Annotated in this window: 20 protein-coding genes and 1 tRNA gene; 9 read left to right on the plus strand and 12 right to left on the minus strand. The window is 42.6% G+C overall.

Translation table 11 applies throughout. The features are described from left to right. Positions 1-158 precede the first annotated feature (158 nt). On the plus strand, positions 159-725 hold the full coding sequence (gene ahpC, locus ACTXGF_RS15920) for an alkyl hydroperoxide reductase subunit C (RefSeq protein ID WP_057761534.1): 567 nt from the start codon (positions 159-161) through the stop codon (positions 723-725). Positions 726-894: 169 nt separating this feature from the next. On the opposite strand, the gene ACTXGF_RS15925 is transcribed toward ahpC, so the two are convergent. Beyond that, entirely contained in the window at positions 895-1,143 is a 249-nt protein-coding gene (locus ACTXGF_RS15925) for an HP1242/YdcH family protein (protein ID WP_057761532.1), read from the minus strand. Between the two features lie 439 nt (positions 1,144-1,582). On the opposite strand from ACTXGF_RS15925, the gene ahpF reads away from it, so the two are divergent. Together ahpF and ACTXGF_RS15935 are read left to right on the plus strand one after the other, a co-directional pair. Then, positions 1,583-3,160: an alkyl hydroperoxide reductase subunit F gene (ahpF, locus tag ACTXGF_RS15930; RefSeq protein ID WP_443535108.1), complete on the plus strand. Its 1,578-nt coding sequence runs from the start codon at positions 1,583-1,585 to the stop codon at positions 3,158-3,160. A 259-nt stretch (positions 3,161-3,419) separates the two neighbouring features. Further along, entirely contained in the window at positions 3,420-4,868 is a 1,449-nt protein-coding gene (locus tag ACTXGF_RS15935) for an alanine/glycine:cation symporter family protein (RefSeq protein WP_443535106.1), read from the plus strand. Between the two features lie 83 nt (positions 4,869-4,951). Here the strand turns inward: ACTXGF_RS15935 and ACTXGF_RS15940 are convergent, their stop codons facing one another. The 6 genes from ACTXGF_RS15940 to ACTXGF_RS15965 all read right to left on the minus strand — a co-directional run bounded on the left by ACTXGF_RS15940 (position 4,952) and on the right by ACTXGF_RS15965 (position 10,202). Next, complete coding sequence (locus ACTXGF_RS15940; RefSeq protein ID WP_443535104.1) at positions 4,952-5,713, minus strand: glutathione S-transferase family protein; 762 nt, start codon at positions 5,711-5,713, stop codon at positions 4,952-4,954. Positions 5,714-5,908: 195 nt separating this feature from the next. Beyond that, positions 5,909-6,766, minus strand: a complete 858-nt coding sequence (locus ACTXGF_RS15945) for a bile acid:sodium symporter family protein (protein ID WP_443535102.1) — start codon at positions 6,764-6,766, stop codon at positions 5,909-5,911. Positions 6,767-7,153: 387 nt separating this feature from the next. Next, positions 7,154-7,486, minus strand: coding sequence for a protein tyrosine phosphatase family protein (locus ACTXGF_RS15950; RefSeq protein ID WP_057761521.1), 333 nt, complete (start codon positions 7,484-7,486; stop codon positions 7,154-7,156). A gap of 66 nt (positions 7,487-7,552) precedes the next feature. Further along, positions 7,553-7,879: a protein tyrosine phosphatase family protein gene (locus ACTXGF_RS15955; RefSeq protein ID WP_057761519.1), complete on the minus strand. Its 327-nt coding sequence runs from the start codon at positions 7,877-7,879 to the stop codon at positions 7,553-7,555. A gap of 237 nt (positions 7,880-8,116) precedes the next feature. Beyond that, positions 8,117-9,820 (minus strand): SulP family inorganic anion transporter, encoded by a 1,704-nt coding sequence (locus ACTXGF_RS15960; protein ID WP_443535099.1) that lies wholly within the window; start codon positions 9,818-9,820, stop codon positions 8,117-8,119. A 46-nt stretch (positions 9,821-9,866) separates the two neighbouring features. Then, positions 9,867-10,202, minus strand: coding sequence for an ArsR/SmtB family transcription factor (locus tag ACTXGF_RS15965; protein WP_238052827.1), 336 nt, complete (start codon positions 10,200-10,202; stop codon positions 9,867-9,869). Between the two features lie 330 nt (positions 10,203-10,532). Here ACTXGF_RS15965 and ACTXGF_RS15970 point away from each other — a divergent pair, with 330 nt between their 5' ends. The 3 genes from ACTXGF_RS15970 (at position 10,533) to trxC (ending at position 12,769) form a co-directional block, all read left to right on the plus strand. Then, entirely contained in the window at positions 10,533-11,405 is an 873-nt protein-coding gene (locus ACTXGF_RS15970) for an MBL fold metallo-hydrolase (protein ID WP_443535096.1), read from the plus strand. 159 nt (positions 11,406-11,564) lie between these two features. Beyond that, complete coding sequence (locus ACTXGF_RS15975; RefSeq protein ID WP_443535095.1) at positions 11,565-12,185, plus strand: class I SAM-dependent methyltransferase; 621 nt, start codon at positions 11,565-11,567, stop codon at positions 12,183-12,185. A 152-nt stretch (positions 12,186-12,337) separates the two neighbouring features. Beyond that, positions 12,338-12,769 carry a thioredoxin TrxC gene (gene trxC, locus ACTXGF_RS15980; RefSeq protein WP_443535093.1) on the plus strand — a complete coding sequence of 144 codons (432 nt, stop codon included), beginning with the start codon at positions 12,338-12,340 and terminating at the stop codon, positions 12,767-12,769. A 192-nt stretch (positions 12,770-12,961) separates the two neighbouring features. Here trxC and ACTXGF_RS15985 read toward each other — a convergent pair whose 3' ends face one another. The 4 genes from ACTXGF_RS15985 to ACTXGF_RS16000 all read right to left on the minus strand — a co-directional run bounded on the left by ACTXGF_RS15985 (position 12,962) and on the right by ACTXGF_RS16000 (position 15,374). After that, entirely contained in the window at positions 12,962-13,357 is a 396-nt protein-coding gene (locus ACTXGF_RS15985; protein ID WP_371547533.1) for a hypothetical protein, read from the minus strand. 165 nt (positions 13,358-13,522) lie between these two features. Then, positions 13,523-13,882, minus strand: a complete 360-nt coding sequence (locus ACTXGF_RS15990) for a SirB2 family protein (protein WP_443535091.1) — start codon at positions 13,880-13,882, stop codon at positions 13,523-13,525. A gap of 74 nt (positions 13,883-13,956) precedes the next feature. After that, the gene (locus ACTXGF_RS15995; RefSeq protein WP_443535089.1) at positions 13,957-14,277 is read right to left on the minus strand and encodes a BolA family protein; all 321 of its coding nucleotides are present in this window, start codon (positions 14,275-14,277) and stop codon (positions 13,957-13,959) included. A 284-nt stretch (positions 14,278-14,561) separates the two neighbouring features. Next, positions 14,562-15,374, minus strand: a complete 813-nt coding sequence (locus tag ACTXGF_RS16000) for a M48 family metallopeptidase (protein WP_057761502.1) — start codon at positions 15,372-15,374, stop codon at positions 14,562-14,564. A 529-nt stretch (positions 15,375-15,903) separates the two neighbouring features. Between ACTXGF_RS16000 and ACTXGF_RS16005 the strand changes: the two genes are divergently transcribed. Both ACTXGF_RS16005 and ACTXGF_RS16010 read left to right on the plus strand, forming a co-directional pair. Further along, a tRNA-Gly gene (locus ACTXGF_RS16005) sits at positions 15,904-15,978 on the plus strand. A 210-nt stretch (positions 15,979-16,188) separates the two neighbouring features. Next, positions 16,189-17,592 (plus strand): Na+/H+ antiporter NhaC family protein, encoded by a 1,404-nt coding sequence (locus tag ACTXGF_RS16010; RefSeq protein ID WP_522885860.1) that lies wholly within the window; start codon positions 16,189-16,191, stop codon positions 17,590-17,592. 37 nt (positions 17,593-17,629) lie between these two features. Here the strand turns inward: ACTXGF_RS16010 and ACTXGF_RS16015 are convergent, their stop codons facing one another. Beyond that, positions 17,630-18,535: a LysR family transcriptional regulator gene (locus tag ACTXGF_RS16015; RefSeq protein WP_443534653.1), complete on the minus strand. Its 906-nt coding sequence runs from the start codon at positions 18,533-18,535 to the stop codon at positions 17,630-17,632. A 137-nt stretch (positions 18,536-18,672) separates the two neighbouring features. On the opposite strand from ACTXGF_RS16015, the gene ACTXGF_RS16020 reads away from it, so the two are divergent. Next, on the plus strand, positions 18,673-19,053 hold the full coding sequence (locus tag ACTXGF_RS16020; protein WP_443534651.1) for a DoxX family protein: 381 nt from the start codon (positions 18,673-18,675) through the stop codon (positions 19,051-19,053). Positions 19,054-19,105: the final 52 nt, after the last annotated feature.

Below are 19,105 nucleotides of genomic sequence, written 5' to 3' on the forward strand. Positions count from 1 at the left end.
TAACAAGTTTAATAAAACAAAACATCACATTAAAAACTTTTAACTGGATTAACTATAGAATTCGCGTATAGTTTGTCAGGTAGCCCAGAGAGCTAGAGGGCTAATTGAAAAAACCATATAAATAATTTCCAATTTACTTAACTATAGAGGAGCCAACCATGGCGTCTATTATCAATCAAGAAATCCCAGAATTTTCAGCAGATGCATACGTAAACGGTGAGTTCAAAACCATCACTTCAGAAGACGTAAAAGGCAACTGGGCGATTTTCCTATTTTACCCAGCTGATTTCACATTTGTTTGCCCAACTGAGCTAGAAGACATGGCCGCTCATTACGACGAGCTAAAAGGCCTTGGTGTTGAAGTATACTCAGTATCTACTGACACGCATTTCACGCATAAAGCATGGCATGATTCTTCAGAAGCTATCGGTAAAGTACAATACCCAATGATCGGCGATCCTACTGGTAAAATCACTCGTGGCTTTAACGTCATGATTGAAGAAGCAGGTTTGGCTGAGCGCGGTACGTTCTTAGTAGATCCTGATGGCTTGATCCAAGTAGCTGAAATCCATGCTGGCGGTATCGGCCGTAGTGCAAAAGATATGCTACGTAAAGTGAAAGCAGCACAGTATGTTCGTGAAAACGACGGTGAAGTTTGCCCAGCAGCTTGGGAACAAGGCGGCGACACATTGAAGCCAAGTCTTGATCTAGTTGGTAAAATCTAAGTAGTTATTTTATACTTAGATAAAAGTAGCGCCGTATCTTAAACATCTGATTTAAGGTAGTGCTACAAACAAAGACCCCATTAACATAAGTTGATGGGGTCTTTTTACGTCTTAAGCATAGATATTGTTAGTATTATTTTTCAGCATATCTCTAAGTATAGACGCAATATTAAGCGCGAGACTGTGCTTTATTTTTATCAATGGTTTTATAAATCTCGTCTTTAAGCTGTAGCTTTCGTCGTTTCATCTGTTCGATTTCTTCGTCGCGACTGGCATGCTTGACCACATCGTTTTCAAGCTTATTAATTTGCCTATCTAGAGTCGTATGCTCGTCAAAGATACTCGCAAAATGCGTGTCCTTTTGCTTTAACTCATCGATAATATCACTGTGATCTTGCCATGTGTCTGTCATTGTCATGTTGTCATCCTTGTTATTTAGTGCAGGCTTAGAATAAGCGTAAGCACGTTATGGTTAAGACGCTTATGATGGTGAGACTTTGTTTGGAAGGGGTGAAATTTTAATGGTAATAAAGATAGTTACTTCACGATATTGATAATGCATATTGCTATCAATACCATTCGATTGTAGCGAAAAAATAGACCATGTACCATCACTATCATTTGCTTATGTATTTATATTTAATTATTTAAATCAATAAACGATTGGTTTTATAAAACATAAAGTTTGAGTTTCTCAGCTTGCCGAAATTCGCTAAACGCTTGATAATAGACACATCAAAGGGCAAGAGCCCACTACATATAATCTTTTATACAAAATTATTAACACCAACTATTTCATATTTAGACGCGTGGCATGACAGCTGCCGTTACATATTCAGTCATAATGAGGAACAAACATGATAGATCAGAATTTATTAGATGCCGTTAAGAGCTATAGCGAAAACATGACACGTCCAATTACCTTTGTATTGGGTAATGGTACGCATGCAAAACGTGCAGAATTGGTAGATTTTTTGACCAAGATTGCTGGAACGACAGACAAAATCAACTTCGATGCAGAAGCAACTGACGATAGTTTGCCTAGTGCGATTAGTTTCAAAGTAGTCAGTCACATTGATGGCGCATCAGACGACACTGGTATCGTGTTCAGCGGTATCCCAGGTGGTCATGAGTTTACGTCATTAATTTTGGCGATTCTGCAAGCGGGTGGTCATACGCTAAAGTTGGATGAAGGCATCCAAAAGTTAGTTAAGCGCTTTAATAAGCCACTACAGTTCCAGACCTACGTGTCATTGTCATGCCATAGCTGCCCAGAAGTCGTTCAGGCATTGAACCAGTTTGCGCTACTAAACGATGGTATCAGTAATGAAATGATTGATGGTGCATTGTTCCAAGAGCAAGTAGAAACGAACAAAATCCAAGGTGTACCAGCTGTATTTTTGAACGGTAAGCCATTTGCTAACGGCCTAATCGACACTGCTAAATTGATTGGAAAATTGCAAGAGCAGTTCCCTGACTTATTGTCAGAAGTAGAAGATGATGCTGAGCAATTAGAGCAGCAAGACGTTACTATCATCGGTGCTGGCCCTGCAGGTGTGGCTGCTGCTATTTATACAGCGCGTAAAGGCTTGAAAGTTACAATGGTCGCTGACCGTATCGGTGGACAGGTAAAAGATACGCAAGACATTGAGAACTTGATTTCAGTACCGCTAACCAATGGTACAGATTTATCGACTAACTTTGTTAAGCACTTGGCTGAATACAACATCACGCTAAAAGAGCATGTGAGCGTTAAAGAAATCGGCGAGACTGAAGAAGAGAACTACAGTATCCACCTAAACACTGGTGAAACTTTTAATACTCGTAGTATTATCTTAGCGACAGGTGCTCAGTGGAGAAAGCTTGGTGTACCGGGTGAAGAAGAGAATATCGGTAAAGGTGTGGCTTTCTGTGCACATTGTGATGGCCCATTCTTCAAGGGTAAAGACATTTCAGTAATCGGCGGTGGTAACTCAGGCGTTGAGGCAGCATTGGACCTGGCAGGTATCGTTAATCACGTTACTGTACTCGAGTTCGCTGATGAGTTAAAAGCTGACCAAGTACTGATCAACAAAGCGAAAGAGAAGACCAACATTGAGTTTATTACCGGTGCAGCAACACAAGAGATTAAAGCGACTGACGGCAAAGTATCTTCTATCGTCTACCAAGATCGCAGCACAGGTGAGACTCATGAGCGTGATTTATCAGGGGTGTTTGTACAGATTGGTTTAGTACCAAATACTGGATTCATCAAAGGCTTCGTTGATCTAAACCGCTTTGGTGAGATCGAAATCGATGAGCGCTGCCGTACAGATCGTAAAGGTATCTTCGCTTGTGGTGATGTAACCACCGTGCCATTTAAGCAAATTAACATTGCGATGGGTGAAGGTAGCAAAGCGGCATTGTCAGCCTTTGAATACTTGGTCATGCAGTAAGCTGTTCAGTTTAGTTTCAGTATAAAAGGCCACCTCGGTTGAGGTGGTTTTTTTATGCTATCGCATAAATACGTCTATATAAAAAAAATCCTGATATTTATAAAATAGACTCTTAAGTAAACAAATAACGCGATTTCACTCAGAAAATATCAGTATTTACGTTACAAATTCGACATTTGCATTACAAACTCGTGTTGTTGATGCAATAATGTATGCAATAAAACCTATCATAGCGTCATGAACTATAAGGAAAATAGGCATGGAATACATTGAAGCTTTTTTTGCCCTAGTCGGGGATCTAACGTGGGGCTGGGCGCTCGTGCCTATGCTAATTATTTTTGGTTTATTATTTACCATCGTAGGTAGGTTCGCTCAGTTTAAATATTTTAAACGTATGTTCCGTGTGTTCAAAACGGATGAAGTAGGAGACGACGGAATTTCTGCTCGTCAGGCGTTGCTCGTTTCTATCGGTGGACGTGTAGGCGGCGGTAACATTGCTGGCGTTGCTGTTGCCATCTCTTTAGGAGGACCGGGAGCGGTATTCTGGATGTGGGTTGTGGCTTTAATTGGCATGATGACCAGCATTGTCGAGTGTAGCTTAGCCCAGCTTTATAAGCGTAGAGACACTGATGGTAACTTTCGCGGTGGCCCTGCGACCTATATTTTACATGGGTTAGGTAAAGACTATCGCTGGCTTGCCGTCATTTATGCTATCGCTTTACTACTATCCTTCTCTATCGGGTTTATCGCGTTCCAAGGTAATACGGTGGCAGGTTCTGCGCTTGAAAGCTTTGGGATTGATCGCTGGATATCGGGTGTGGTATTGGTCATTGCAGGTGGATTTATTGTCTTTGGCGGTATTCAGCGCATTGCAAAAGTAGCTGACGTTGTCATTCCTGTTATGGCATTAATCTATATTGGTATGGCACTTGTTGTTATATTGCTCAATGTCACAGAGCTGCCTACGTTGATGGTAATGATTGTCAAAAATGCATTTGGTATTGAGTCGGTCGTGGGCGGTGGTATTGGTGTGGCGATTGAGCAAGGTATGAAGCGTGGTTTATTCTCTAATGAAGCAGGTTTGGGTTCTGCGCCTAATATTGCTGCTACCGCTTATGCCACTCATCCTGTGAGTCAAGGTATCTCGCAGTCACTGTCTGTATTTATTGATACGATAATCGTATGTAGTGCTACCGCATTTATGATTTTACTGAGCGGCGTATATCAACCAGGTGCTGAAGTCGATGGTATTGTACTGGCACAGCAAGCGTTAACGACTCAGCTTGGGAATTGGGCACAGTATATTCTGACCATATCGCTATTGTTATTTACACTAAGTTCTATCATGTATAACTACTACATGGGCGAAAACGCCATTAATTTCTTGATCAAAAAGAATATTAAAAAAGCGACTTTGGTTTTACGAATTGTCGTGATGGCGATATTATTCTTGGGCGCAGTGGCTCCTGCCGCTACTACAGTATTCTTCTTCGCTGATCCGTTGATGGGCGTGCTAGCGCTAGCAAACTTATTGGCCTTGATTATGTTGTTTCCACGAGCTAAGCGTCTACTTGACGACTTTGCAAGTCAATTAAAATCAGGGGTTAAAGAGCCGCTATTTGATGCAAAAGAGTATGAAAAATTAGATCTCGATCTGAGCGCATGGGGTAAAAAAGCAGTAAAAGAGGCATTAGAGCAAAAGCAGTAAAACGTTATGCTCGAAGTCTTATCAAACAAAAAACCACTTTAGCTAAGCTGAAGTGGTTTTTTTATGCAAGATACTATTTATGCCTAAAATGAATGTTTATTCGCCAATACGCCAACGACAGACAGTATCTCGCCTGCTTCATCTTCTTCAATAATACGAGTCTCTGTCAGTGCTGATTGTTGCCATGCCTGTATGTACGGATGATTTAGCATAGTTTGGCAATATTGCTTAGTCAGTGGCTGCAAAGCAATATCAGACGCATCAGCATAAGTCTGTAATCGCAGCACCACTGGAGCAAAAAACACATCAGATGCTGTGAAATCTCCGAATAAGAAACTGTCTGCTGAGCGAGTTTTTAAACAATCGGCAAAGATGTCTTCGATACGAGCGATATCCGCTAAGCAAGCGTCGCTTGGCTGTATCTTAGCCGTTGCTCGTATATTCATCGGCATCTCGTTACGAATGCCTGTCAATCCCGAATGCATCTCAGCCACGATGCTTTGGCAATAGGCGCTATTTATCCTACTTTGATTACTATTGCGTTTTTCAGCGTTAGATTTATCAATACTTGTCCAAATATCAATATCCGTAAAGTGCTCATTAATATGCATAGCAATCGCTAATGTGTCCCAAACGGTTACTTTATTATCTTTTTCACCGTAGACTAAAATAGGCACTTTACCCGTTGGCGAATGTGCTTCGAGCGTTGGACGTGCTGATGGATGAAACAACTCAATAAGCTGCTCATCAAAATCAACATTGAATGCTTTGAGCAATAGCCATGCTCGTAGCGACCAAGATGAGTAGTTTCTATTCCCAATAATTAATAGCGGTTTTTGCATCATAGAGTCCTATTAGGCGATAACAGTAGCATTTTATTATGTACTCAATGTTGAGTATTGACCAGTCTATAACCCGAGCCATGTCTCTATCATGTAAATCCTATTTCAAAAAAAACGCCCATCCAATGTTTGGAAGGGCGCTTATTTAGACGGGCACTTATTTAGAAGGACGCTTTTTATTTCTTACATTCGCTATCATCAGTTCTTGTTTTTGATTAGGAAAATAACGGGCAGCGCAACGACATACATCAGCACACCGTACAAAGCAGCAGGCAGCGCGATGACGGGTAGTGTGCTCACACCCATGATGATAGGGGCTAAGGTAATAGCCGTCGTGCTATTTTGGATACTGGTTTCTATCGAGATGGTTTTGGTATCAAACCAACTAAGCTTTAAGACTCTAGAGATTAAGATACTAATAGCAAATAAAATAGCAATGATAAAGATAAGTTCTAAACCAATTTGAGTGAACTGTGATTGTAGTAGTTGCCAGTTGGAGGCAATAGCAGCAAAGACAATTAGTACAAAAAACACGCTAGCCAAGCCGTTTAGAAGACTACTACGACGTACCATAAAGTCAGTAAATTTGTGGCGAGCAAGCATACCAAGAGATACGGGCAATGTGGTCAATAAGAACATGACTAGGCCAATCTTTATCGCGCTAATAGAGTTTGCCTGATCTTTCATAAAATGATCAAAAGCCAACGTAATTAAAATGGGCAATGTAATGACCGACAATATGCTGACTACACCGGTCAACGCGATAGAGAGAGCGACATTTCCTTTGGCATAGTAGGTTAGCATGTTGCTAGTGACGCCGCCGGGGCAAAAACTAATCAGCATAATCCCAAAAGCAATCGCTGGTGGCGGAGCCGTTACTAACACGACTGCTAGCGCAACCAACGGTACCAACACAACTTGATTGATTAAGCCGACAAAGAACGATTTTGGATATTTGGCAATGACCTTAAAATCACTAAGTTTTAGCCCTGCTCCTAGAGTGAACATAATGTAGGCAAGGGCTAGTGGCAGTAATGCTAGCGCGGTATTATTCATCAAACATTCCTTGTAAAACTAAAATGCCACATCAAGATGGCGTTTTGAAAGTAAATAGCAGCGGGGCAACCTTGTCATCAGGCAGCTGCTCACATTCCATGTGTTTTGGTATTTAATCGTCTAGCTATTTAGGTGCCTCAACCACTAAGCTAGATCAAGCCTATCAAATGATAATAGCGGTATTACGCTCGTATAGTAACCCACTTATCGTGACTATTGAGGTTGGTCGAGGTTGTTGGAAGCTATCGGGAAATGATTAGGCAGTGACTAAGTAGTGATTGGGCTGTTTGTAGTTAATGAAACTTTGAACATAATGATACGCATAATAAAAAGCCCACAAGATTCTGTGGGCTAAATACGCTAACTGTCTAGTCTATTTATGCTGCACTAGTCATCTAGTAAGTCCATTTGCTTAGCGGCTTCATAGATACCGTTTGAGCGGTTACCTGTGCGGCAAAAAATCAGCATTGGCTGCTCAGCTTGATTAAAGAAATCTGCAAACGTTTCAACATGAGTTTGATTTAGCTCATTACCTGCAAAAGAAATCTCTTTATAAGCAAGTCCAGCTTCTTTGGCGGCTGCTTCGATTTCGGCACTGGTTGGCTGATTTGGCTCTTCACCATCAGGACGGTTGTTGATAATGGTTTTGAAACCATTTTCGGCAATCATAGGCACTTGGTCAGGCGTGATTTGTCCGGTAAAGCTAACTTCATGGCTCATAAGAGCTCCTTTTTTTATTGGTGTTGTTGGGTTTATAAAACGTGTTAGTTCGAGCGACGGTTGTTGTTATAACAGACCTTGCATCAATGCGCTTTGGTACAGTAGCTTGGCGCGTGCACCAGTACCGCAAAACATTAATATAGGCTTGGGCATTGAGTGATAAAAATCGGCAAACTGCTCGACCGTTAGCATACTTAGGCGCTCATCATCAAACGGCAAATGCTGATACGCTAGGTTTGCCTGTTCGGTAGCCGTTGCCAAATCGCAGCTATTAGGCTGTGTTTCAATTTCGGCATCTGGGCGAATATTAAGCACTGAGCGATAACCAAGCTCAGCAATCTTAACGCATTGGCTTGGGTATATTTGCTTATAAATCGTTAAATCATCAGTCATAAAATAGGTTCAGTTATATTTGTTAAAGTATATTTATTATTGAGGGTTGGGCTAAGAATATCAAAGGACTATAAATCAGCAATTTTTTAGACCGATTTCTAGGTTAATTGACTCCCTATTTAGTGCGTCTAGCATAACACAGGCGCTATCATAGCGATATTGTGTTGTAGGCGACAATAGTAATTGAGATTGAGTGAAATTAATGTCGCAGCGATTTTGTTATGAGCAAACTATAAATTATTTTAACGCATCGACAGCATCTAAGGTACTCAGATAGACTTGCCCTGATAGCTCGCTAATCAATGGGGTGTGACCGATGATGTCCATCACAGGACCTTTGATAAAGCTAAAGTGTAAGCGCTTGTTTTGTAACGCCAATTCGTGGTTTAGGGTGCAAAGCATTTCTTGAGCGGTCAGATCTATATGGTTGACGGCCGCCATAATCAATATGATTTCATTGGCAGCGGGATATTGCTGCATGGCATTGAGGATGCGTCGATGTACAGATTCACTATTACCAAAGAACAGACTCTCATCGATACGCAACATCAATAAATTGCTAAAAGTTACGACGTCATGGCGATTGATATTACGAAAATGTCCTGTGCCGCCCAACTGCCCAACGACAGCCACGTGCGGCTTACTCGACTGCCAGATGAGACTGGCGAAGGACACCATGAGACCAATGACCAGCCCTGTGTTTAGACCAAATATCAGAACACCGACGAACGCGGCCAAAAAGCTAGCACCATCTAAGCGATCGCGCTGCCATGCAGATTTCAACGTCGCAATATCTATCAGGCCAATGATAGAGGCCATGATGGTTGCGCCCAGTAGTGCATAGGGTAGTGGGGCAAGTGCATTGCTAAAGGCTATGAGTGCGGCAATCATTACCAGTACGGTGACGAGACTGGCAAGTGGTGTCTTCGCACCTGAATCGGCATTGATAGCCGTACGCGAAAAACCACCAGCAACCGCAAAACTTTGGAACAGTCCACCAGACAGGTTGGCCAGCCCAAGTCCAGTCAGCTCACGATTGGCATCAAAACTCTCACCACGCAAGCGAGCATAAGTACTGGCAACTGAACTGCTCGACACAAATACGATTAGTGCCATCAATCCTGCTGTTGGCAAAAGCTTCAGCGCCTCTTGTAGGTCAGAGATATGCGGTAACGTAAAGCTCGGTAGCCCCTGTGGAATACGACCGATGGTCGCCACACCATACGTGCTCCAATGCAGTGCCATACTAAGTACGATAGCGACGCCAAGTAAAATAAGCGGAAATAAGCGCTCTGCCCATTTGGCATATGACGATGATAGCCACGTCTGCCATATCCACTCACTTGCATAGCGATTAGCAACCAATAGCGCAAATGCGGTAATACCGATAGCTAAGGTTAATGGATGCAGCTGGCTGGCATAGCGTTGCATAGTAGTCAAATACCCAATCAAACTATTGCCAGTGACCGGAATGTCTGTCAGATATTTGAGCTGACTGACAAATATAAGGACCGCTGCACCGCTTACAAACCCTGCAGACACCCCGCGACTGATAAACTGCATGATCCAGCCAAGTTTTAATCTGCCTGCTATCCACAGCAGTGCACCTACCATCAGTGCCAATAGGCTAGCCATCAGTGCGTACTGTTCAGTGCCTTGCTCAGCATAAGGCAGTAGACCACTGGCGGTCATGATGGCGGTAATGGCAACTGGTCCTACGGCTTGCACGTTGCTAGAGCCGAGCCACGCATAAACGAGGACAGGTACGATCGCTGCATATAGGCCATAGACAGGTGGCAGTCCTGCAAGCACCGCGTAACCTAGGCTCTGCGGTATGACCAACACGCCCACGACTATGCCTGCGACGAGATCAGTCGGTAACGCTGAGAGCTGGTATTGACGCAGCCAAGCTGGAATCAGACGAGCGACGATAGAGGACATATCAATCACCACAGTAGATAGTACAAATAATTAGGCGAGGGCGGCGTTATTCTGCTTTGGCACAAAAACGTTGATACAGTAGATCAAGTACAGCTAGCGCATCCTCGCTTGCGATACTATAGTAAATTTGCTTACCTTCGCGGCGTGTGGCGACCAGCTCATCTTTACGCAATATACCCAATTGCTGCGATAAGCTCGGCTGTCCAACCCCGACTAAATCTTCGAGCTCACCGACACAGTATTCACCTTGGGTCAATTGACAAAGAAGAAGTAGGCGATCAGGGTGCGATAGCGACTTTAATAGTTGGCTGGCTTGTAGCGATGCTTGCTGCATTTGCTTGGCAAGATCGGCAGGTACTAAATCTGCAGTATCAGATGACACATCGTCAGTGGTACTGCGAGTAGGTGTACCTTCGGCTGAAATAGAAGTAGTCAGAACAAATTCCTTACATTAGATGGTAACAAATGCCATGATGTTTTGAACAATATATAGTTGATTATCAATGATATCACGCCACATAGCAAGTTATCATTAATTACATTATATAAATTGATAAATTGTATAGTGGTTGTTATATTGGGGGCATCAGATAAGTCGTAGGAACGCATTATATACGACTGAATATCATACTTAGGGGTTAATTAAAGATAAAAACTCCTATGTCCAAAATATGTATGAATAACTTATGTATAAATAATTAAAGAGGCCGCCATGCAAGTTCATTCTTTTTTAGATAGCGATACAGAAACCTATACCCACGTACTTGCTGATACTGAGCAAAAATTATGCGCCATTGTCGATCCTGTATTGAACTTCGATGCTAAATCAGGCCGAACCAATACCAGTAGTGTCGATGAAGTGATTGAGTTTGTACGTGAGCAAGATTGGACGCTCAAGTATATTATCGAGACCCATGCGCATGCAGATCATTTATCAGCGGCCATCCATGTAAAAGAAAGCCTTGGCGGACAGTTAGTCATTGGTCAGCATATCACCGAAGTACAAAAAATCTTTAAGAAAATTTTTAACTTTGATACCAGTTTCCGCACTGATGCCAGCCAGTTTGATATTTTGACAGACGAAGGCGAGACCTTAGAGATTGGCAACATTACTATCACTGCGATGTATGTACCCGGTCACACACGTGCCGATATGGCTTATCTAGCCGCTGATGATGAGAAAACAGTAGTATTCGTTGGAGATACATTGTTCGCACCTGATGTCGGTACAGCGCGCTGTGATTTCCCTGGCGGCGATGCCAAAACACTCTATCAGTCTATTCAGAAGCTACTAGCACTTCCTGAAGATACGGTCATGTATCTGTGTCATGATTATCCAAGCAAAGGTCGTCAGCATTGTCCAACGACGACAGTAACCGCGCAAAAATTAGAAAATATCCATGTCAAAGACAGTATAAACGAAGCAGAGTTTGTGCAGATGCGTGAACGCCGTGATGCGACTTTAGATATGCCTCGCCTTATCATTCCCGCTGTACAAATCAATATCGATGCAGGACATTTTCCCGAACCAGAGGACAATGGTACGCGCTATCTAAAAGTACCGATCAATATCCTTGGTGGATAAGTTAAACAGTTTAATAACTGAAGATCATTACCTGATGCAGCTCTACGTAAGTATCGTATGATTGATATCTATAAGAATGCTAACCTGTAGACTGTCCATTTTTAGATACTGTGTATGACCAACTGCAAGCGCTAAGTGCGGCAATAACTGGAGAGAGCAATGAACCCTTACGAGCGCTATGTGTTGCCAAAGATGATAGATATTGCCTGTAGTACGGGTAATGTGATGAAAGCGCGTTCTAAAATTGTTCCGCAAGCGCTCGGTAAGGTGTTGGAGATTGGCATTGGCAGCGGTCTGAATTTACAGTTTTATGATATTAATAAAGTCTCTTCTATTATCGGTGTGGATCCAGCGGCTCAAATGCAGTCGTTGGCTCGTGAGCGTGCAGCTGACATTGGCATTCCGGTTGAAGTGATAGCCGTCGATGTACAAGGTATTCATGCTGATACAGATCAATTTGATACGATTGTAATGACTTTTACCTTGTGCAGTATTGATGACCCAGTAGTGGCGCTTCGAGAAATGGCGCGCGTGCTAAAACCTAGCGGTCGCTTACTATTTTGTGAGCATGGACTGGCACCAGACTCTTCTGTTGAACGCTGGCAGCATCGATTGACACCTTTTTGGAAACCTATAGCAGGTGGGTGTCATTTAGATCGCGATATTCCAGCGCTTATCAGAGAAGGTGGTTTTGTCATTGACGAGTTGAGCGAAGCGTACTTGCCCGGCCCAAGACCAATGAGCTATGTGTATAGCGGTGTGGCACAGCAAATCGCATAAAGGATAAGCCCAATTAAATATGCTAAAATTATTTACCAATCAACGCGACGAGACTACGCTATAACTACAATAATCAACGTAAATAGCCTTTAGATAAGAGCGTTCATGAACAGTATTTGAAACAACAAAATAATTAGAATAGGAATTAAATAATGAGTGAGCAAAGTTTTCATCTAGTATGCCCACATTGCCAAGCAACCAACCGTGTACCCGCTGCACGATTGAGCGCTGCGCCAAAATGCGGTAAATGTGGCCAGCCATTATTGACTGCCAGTCCACATGAGTTAAATACGCAAACAGCCAATAAGGTTATCCAAAAAAATGATGTACTGACTATCGTGGATTTTTGGGCGAGTTGGTGTCAGCCTTGCATCATGATGGCGCCAGAGTTCAAGAGCGCTGCTAGCCAATTACCGCAGGTGGTCTTCGCTAAGGTACAAACGGATAAATACGAGCAGGCAGCCGCTCCTTACAACATTCGCAGCTTGCCAACGATGGTTGCTTTTAGAAATGGTAAAGAAGTCGCGCGACAATCAGGCGCGCTACCAAGTCATCAAATCATTCAGTGGGTACAAAGCTTATAGTCGTAATATGAGCCAGATAAGACTGTTTATCATCCAAGCTATTTATCCAAATACTTATGTTTTCTTATAAAAAACCGCAGCAATAAAAAAGCCAATATGCGATCTGCATATTGGCTTTTTGCTATTTCATGTACTATTTTACGGTGTCACACACTATCTTAGTGGTGCAGATAGCCTTGCATTTTCTTAAACTTATTCACCATAAATTTTAATGCCATTGGCAAAACTGCAACGCTGAATACGTGCCGACTGGACAATTGCATCACGCTCACCATAGAGACGCGATAATTTTGCGTCGCGTGCTTTGGTATTGTTGCTCTTGCCTAGACCAAAGCTGATATTCGGCGAGATACCCCAGCGTCCCGCAGAGACGCCAACACCGACGCCTGATGCCGATAGGGTAGATTGCTCATTGCGAGCCGCTTCGACATAGCGGTTGACGCGAATGTACTCTTGGCTAAGTGCTTGGCAATTATAATTTTGATAAGTACTTGGCGGTACATATTGCGGGGTGATGTTACCAGTAGAGGCACAGCCTGAGAGCGCAAAAATGCCAGCTAGTAGTGTCGCTGTCGTAAACGTTTTCATAATGGCTCCAGTGGCTAAGTGATTGTATTTATATCTATTTAAGATAGCAAAAATAGCGCGATTAAGATATTGAAAATCCATCGATGATGAAAAATTTTCGAATCGTATCATCAACATAAGGATAGCTTTCTAAAACGGTTGCTTATTAAAACAGAAAATCGCTTATTAAAATAAGTTTGCTGGCTTGGCAAAGGCAAGTATCACAATACCGATATAGGCAACGGCAGCGATAAGAATACCTGTTTTTCTTTGCACAGGTGTCGCATCAACCTTAAACGCTTTAATGCTTGAGCTAATAGCAGCGATAAGTAAGATGATTTTGGCAAACACCCACTGTACAGGAGCGTTGGCACCCATCAATTGCATTAGCATCATCGCACCTGACAAGATAAGCAGGGCATAGATAATATGCGTGGCTATTTTGACTGCTCGTGGTGCGCGTCTATCTGCGCTGAGTACTAAGTAGCTTTGATATAAAAATAGCACAACAGTCAGCGCTGCCATCAGCATATGTAGATGTTTCATTGAATATTGCTCCCTCTAAAACTGCAGTATATAGGCTAATTTAAAATATGTAGTTGCGATTCAAACATAATCGTCTATTTGTTTTGACCAGCACATAATGGGCTCGCAGGGCTTTGACCTTGCCATTCTGTCGGAGTATAGGCATGGATAGCGAGGGCATGTACTTGGCCGCCTTGTGAAGTGAGCAAAGGCGTGACTAAGCCGTATATAAGCTGATGACGCCCGACCAGTCGTTTGCCTTCAAATGCATCGCTAACGATAGTGAGTTTAAAGTGGCTTTCTTTACCTTCAAAGTAACCGGCATGCGATATTGACTCATTGATCAGTTCGATATGCTGCGGCGCAAGCGCCTGTAATTCGGCATGAAGTGCGTCGGCAGTAGGTGTGGTACTCATAACAATCCTTCAGTGTATTTTGTATAATTTGATTGAGCAATCTGCAAATAATATTTGTCGACATTATAACAGACACGGTAGGCGGGATAGAGTGTGATTGCCAAATCGAACAATTGCAAACCCTGCCCATTACAATGCTTATCAACTGCAATACTTGTCAATTATAAAACCTGTCATGTACGGCTATAATTAAAAAAGCAAAGCACAACGCTTTGGCTGTACTTTGCTTCTATGATATCTAAACATGCACTGCTAAAACCTAAAAGTCGCTAGTTATCTACTTATTAGCGGCGCGACTGTTGATATAGAGGCGTAACTTTTGGCATCAATGACTGTAACTCTGCGATACGGCTGCTACTCGTTGGGTGAGTGCTGAGGAATTGTGGTGGCTCACCCTGGCTTGCTTTTTGCATTTTTTGCCAAAGCGTAACAGCCGCCTGAGGGTTATAACCTGCACGTGCCATCAGCTCAAGACCGATCTGATCAGCTTCACTTTCTTGAGTGCGGCTATGGGGTAGGCTCAAGCCTAAATTACCCGCAGTACCTGCTAGCTCAGCCTGTCCTTGTGATAAGCCAAATATACTAGCAGCCAGACCGATACCAGTTTGGGTTGCATACTCGCGTGATAGACGCTCACGTGAATGCTCACGTAATGCATGAGAGATTTCATGACCCATAATGGCAGCAATCTCATCATCAGTGAGATTCAAGCGATCGATGATGCCTGAATAAAACATGATCTTACCACCCGGCACCACAAACGCATTTAAATCGTTAGACTTGATAGTGTGGACTTCCCATTGCCATTTGGCTGCATCTGCGCGGTAGACGCCAACTTGACCAACCAAGCGATTCGCAATATTTTTTAAGCGGTTTAGCTGAGCGGTGTTGGTATCTAGCACACCTTTTGATTTTGCGTCTTGTATTGTCTTGGCATAGCTTTGAGCAGATAGTGCCAATACTTGCTCACTAGACACCAATAGCAACTGCTGACGATCAACACCAACTGCGCCAGAATTGGTAGTGCTGGTACAACCAGTTAAGGTGAGTGCTGACAACGAAGCGGCCATCACTGTCGTGGTTAATAACTTCTTCATAAAATATCCTCTCTATAAGATGGAAAAACGTAAAGTCAAACAAGTTAAAAAATAGTGCAGCAGATGTGGGAGTCGTGTTTATTAATCTTTTAGTAGTGCTCATTCATCCGCTTAAACAGTAAAAGTTTACCTTAACTGCCATTGGACATAAGTATAATAATGTTAACCACCTAAAACCAAGATAGGAAAAGTAACAATAAAGCGTATGATTGTAAGTGCGATATCTTTTTATTAGAGTGAAAATAGTGAGTTTTTCTTTTATCGATTGTCTTATGACCGTTATAAAGCTAAGGGAAGTGAATTCCAGAATTAAATTTCTACAATTAATGTGAGATATTTTTTATATTATCAAAATTAATTCCTGTTTTTAAATCAATTGCTTATGTTTGTTTATCCGATAAGAAAGGCATTTATCTAAAAATATTAGAAATAAATTCTAAAAAAGGTGTTGACACCCACAGAATATTTGCTAAAATAGCCAGCCTATCGAGACGGAGTAGTTGTTAACAACGCTACGGATTGATACTAAGCGGGAATAGCTCAGTGGTAGAGCATAACCTTGCCAAGGTTGGGGTCGAGAGTTCGAATCTCTTTTCCCGCTCCAAATATGGCTTGAAAAAGCGCAAAAAGCCTCACTTCACAGTGAGGCTTTTTTTTATGTGTAAAATCTGTCCTAAGTCAGCTAATAGCGAAAACATAGAAATCAAAAACTAAAGCTAACTATCAGCAAGACAGAGATTATCGATATTGAAGAATAGATGCGCACCCCCGAATACCTGAACGAATTAAACCTATAGCAACATAAGGGCATCCAATGCCACCAAAACCGCTTACATTAATCAGTGCCAAGCTCGCCTTTATCATCTCCGCCATTGTCATCGGCATCATGGGCGTCACCATGATTGGCTTTGGCTGGGTGCCGCACTTGTCTCTTATATTGGCCATCTGTGTACTACTGGCTATCGGTATGTATAAAGGACTCAGCTTTGATGACATGCAAGCTCAAATGGCCTCAGGTGTCATGCGTGGTATTGGTGCCATCTATTTGTTCTTCTTTATCGGACTGATGGTTGCGGCTCTGATGATGTCAGGAGCGATTCCAACGCTTATGTATATGGGCTTTCAGCTGATCTCACCTGAGTACTATTATATTTCCGCCTTTATCTTGACCTCTATTATTGGTATTGCTCTAGGCAGTAGTTTGACGACTGCAGCAACGCTTGGCGTGGCCTTTATTGGTATGAGTAATGCGTTTGATGCCAATGTGGCGATAGCAGCGGGGGCGGTAGTATCAGGGGCGTTCTTTGGTGATAAGATGTCGCCATTATCTGATACTTGTACGATTGCCTCTTCTGTAGTGGGTATCGATCTGTTTGAGCACATTCGCAATATGATGTATACAACCGTACCTGCGTGGATACTGACGGTGATATTGTTTTGGATGTTCTCAGGACAGACGACCAGTGCTGATCTGAGTCAAGTGACTATATTACAAGGTCAGCTGATAGACAGTGGTTTGGTACATGGGTATTCAGTATTACCCTTTGTCGTATTAGTCGGACTAGCACTGTTTCGGGTCAATGCGATTTATACGATTATCTGTACTATTGCTGCGGCACTTATCATTACTTATATCCACAGCTCACCAAGCTTTGGTCAATTGGGTGGTTACTTGTTTGCAGGCTATGCCCCTGCTGAGTCATTAGAGCTGGGTGAGGTAGGTGGTATGCTGTCGCGTGGCGGTGTACAGAGTATGTTCTTTACTCAGGCGATTGTGATACTAGCATTAAGCTTAGGTGGGTTACTAACCGCACTAGGGATTCTGCCAGCACTGCTATCTGGTATTAAGGATACATTGACGACATCAGGACGAGCGATATTTGCCGCAGCGATGTCGGCACTAAGCATTAACGTGCTGATTGGTGAGCAGTATTTGAGTATTCTATTGTCAGGTACGGCATTTCGGTCGACGTTTGAGCGCTTACACTTGCATCCTAAGAATTTATCTCGGACGATTGAGGATGCAGGAACGGTGATTAATCCATTGGTGCCTTGGAGTGTGTGCGGGGTGTTTATCAGTCAGGCATTAGGGGTACCGGTGTTAGATTATCTGCCTTATGCATTCTTCTGTTATTTGTCATTACTGCTGACACTGCTATTCGGGTTCACGGGGCTGACGATTAGTCGGGTTAAAGAGGATAATATGACTCAACACTAGTAACAATTGATATCATTAGGGATAACAGAAACATGCGCTAATATTGATCCCAGTACGGATTATCACCGAATTGCTCTGCAATGAAATCAATCAAGTAGCGACAACGCTGCGACAAAAAACGGTTCTTTGGATAAACAGCATAAGCCGTTAGGGTTGGCAGTTGATAGTGTTGAAAGACAGGTACAAGCTCGCCCAGCGCCAGTTGTTTATAAGCAATAAAAGTCGGTACAAAAGTAATCCCATGCCCTTTGACTGCCAAATCCACTAAGAACTCACCATTGGTGGCTTTGATTTTGGCATCTATCGTACGATGATGACTTCTGCCTTCAGTATCCACCAAGTTTATACTATTGGTTTGACCAAGACTGTATTGCAAAAGCGCATGGTTGTCTAAATCGTCTAGCGTCTCAGGCATGCCCATTCTTGCCAAATAATCGGGACTGGCGCAAATCACACAACGAATCAATGCCAACTTTTTTGCTTGATAGCTAGAATCTTGTAGCTCGCCGATTCGAATGGCCAACTCATAGCCTTCTTCAATCAAATCGATACGTCGGTCAGAAAAATCCAGATCGAATCTCAGATTGGGATGTTTATTGGCGTATTTATCAATCACATCGTTCAGATGCATGAGTCCAAAGGACAACGGCGCTGTCATTTTTAGCGTACCTTCAATACGCATAGGAGCGTCAGTAGTATGCTCATTGATAGCGTCAACTGCACGCAAGATATGGTTCACTTGCTGATAATATTGCTCACCAGCTTGCGTCAATTTAGATTGGCGGGTAGTACGGCTGATTAATTGACTGCCTAAACGCTCTTCCAACTCTTTAAGTCGGCGACTGACGGCTGATTTTGCAATATTTAACTGCTCAGCAGCCTTGGTAATACTACCTGCCTCAACAATGCGTACAAACATCGCCATGTCTTCTAATTGACCCATTATTGATGCCTCATGATTGTTCTTACACCAAGAACTTATATTTGTGATTATTGCTGTTTATCCCATGCTAGTCAACGCCTATAATCGCGCTATTCTCTATTCAGAGACATGATTAAACACACTTTTGGAGTATCATTATGGACAAATCACAGCAATTTAGCGCACCGCTCGGTCGTCTATTATTATCAATCATTTTCATCTTTGCAGGCATTGGTAAAATCACAGATTATGCGACTACTCAAGGCTATATGGAGTCAGTAGGTGTGCCTGGTATGTTATTACCATTGGTAATTGCGTTTGAGGTACTAGGTGGTATCGCTATCTTGCTAGGGTATAAAGCTCGCCCAATCGCTTTTTTGTTTGCTGGGTTTAGCATCGTGTCAGCTATTATTTTTCATCAGTTCTGGACTGACGAATCACAGATGATCTCATTTATGAAAAACATTTCAATCGCAGGTGGGTTTTTGATGATTTTTGCTCATGGTGCGGGTGCTTACTCAATAGACAATAAGCGATAAACAATAAGTGGCTGAGTTACCTCTTATACGTTTACGAAGAATAATCATAAAG

Source organism: Psychrobacter sp. 1Y6 (assembly GCF_052258385.2).
In the GTDB taxonomy this organism is placed as follows: Bacteria; Pseudomonadota; Gammaproteobacteria; order Pseudomonadales; family Moraxellaceae; genus Psychrobacter.

Bases quoted from the DNA above. Each gene is read 5' to 3' on its own strand.
- ahpC (WP_057761534.1), top strand. From the start codon at position 159: ATGGCGTCTATTATCAATCAAGAAATCCCAGAATTTTCAGCAGATGCA.
- ACTXGF_RS16010 (WP_522885860.1), top strand. From the start codon at position 16,189: ATGCCACCAAAACCGCTTACATTAATCAGTGCCAAGCTCGCCTTTATC.
- ACTXGF_RS15970 (WP_443535096.1), top strand. From the start codon at position 10,533: ATGCAAGTTCATTCTTTTTTAGATAGCGATACAGAAACCTATACCCAC.
- ACTXGF_RS15985 (WP_371547533.1), bottom strand. From the start codon at position 13,357: ATGAAAACGTTTACGACAGCGACACTACTAGCTGGCATTTTTGCGCTC.
- ACTXGF_RS15955 (WP_057761519.1), bottom strand. From the start codon at position 7,879: ATGACTGATGATTTAACGATTTATAAGCAAATATACCCAAGCCAATGC.
- ACTXGF_RS15945 (WP_443535102.1), bottom strand. From the start codon at position 6,766: ATGAATAATACCGCGCTAGCATTACTGCCACTAGCCCTTGCCTACATT.
- ACTXGF_RS15940 (WP_443535104.1), bottom strand. From the start codon at position 5,713: ATGATGCAAAAACCGCTATTAATTATTGGGAATAGAAACTACTCATCT.
- ACTXGF_RS16020 (WP_443534651.1), top strand. From the start codon at position 18,673: ATGGACAAATCACAGCAATTTAGCGCACCGCTCGGTCGTCTATTATTA.
- trxC (WP_443535093.1), top strand. From the start codon at position 12,338: ATGAGTGAGCAAAGTTTTCATCTAGTATGCCCACATTGCCAAGCAACC.
- ACTXGF_RS15950 (WP_057761521.1), bottom strand. From the start codon at position 7,486: ATGAGCCATGAAGTTAGCTTTACCGGACAAATCACGCCTGACCAAGTG.
- ahpF (WP_443535108.1), top strand. From the start codon at position 1,583: ATGATAGATCAGAATTTATTAGATGCCGTTAAGAGCTATAGCGAAAAC.
- ACTXGF_RS15995 (WP_443535089.1), bottom strand. From the start codon at position 14,277: ATGAGTACCACACCTACTGCCGACGCACTTCATGCCGAATTACAGGCG.
- ACTXGF_RS15960 (WP_443535099.1), bottom strand. From the start codon at position 9,820: ATGTCCTCTATCGTCGCTCGTCTGATTCCAGCTTGGCTGCGTCAATAC.
- ACTXGF_RS16000 (WP_057761502.1), bottom strand. From the start codon at position 15,374: ATGAAGAAGTTATTAACCACGACAGTGATGGCCGCTTCGTTGTCAGCA.
- ACTXGF_RS15990 (WP_443535091.1), bottom strand. From the start codon at position 13,882: ATGAAACATCTACATATGCTGATGGCAGCGCTGACTGTTGTGCTATTT.
- ACTXGF_RS15925 (WP_057761532.1), bottom strand. From the start codon at position 1,143: ATGACAATGACAGACACATGGCAAGATCACAGTGATATTATCGATGAG.
- ACTXGF_RS16015 (WP_443534653.1), bottom strand. From the start codon at position 18,535: ATGGGTCAATTAGAAGACATGGCGATGTTTGTACGCATTGTTGAGGCA.
- ACTXGF_RS15975 (WP_443535095.1), top strand. From the start codon at position 11,565: ATGAACCCTTACGAGCGCTATGTGTTGCCAAAGATGATAGATATTGCC.
- ACTXGF_RS15935 (WP_443535106.1), top strand. From the start codon at position 3,420: ATGGAATACATTGAAGCTTTTTTTGCCCTAGTCGGGGATCTAACGTGG.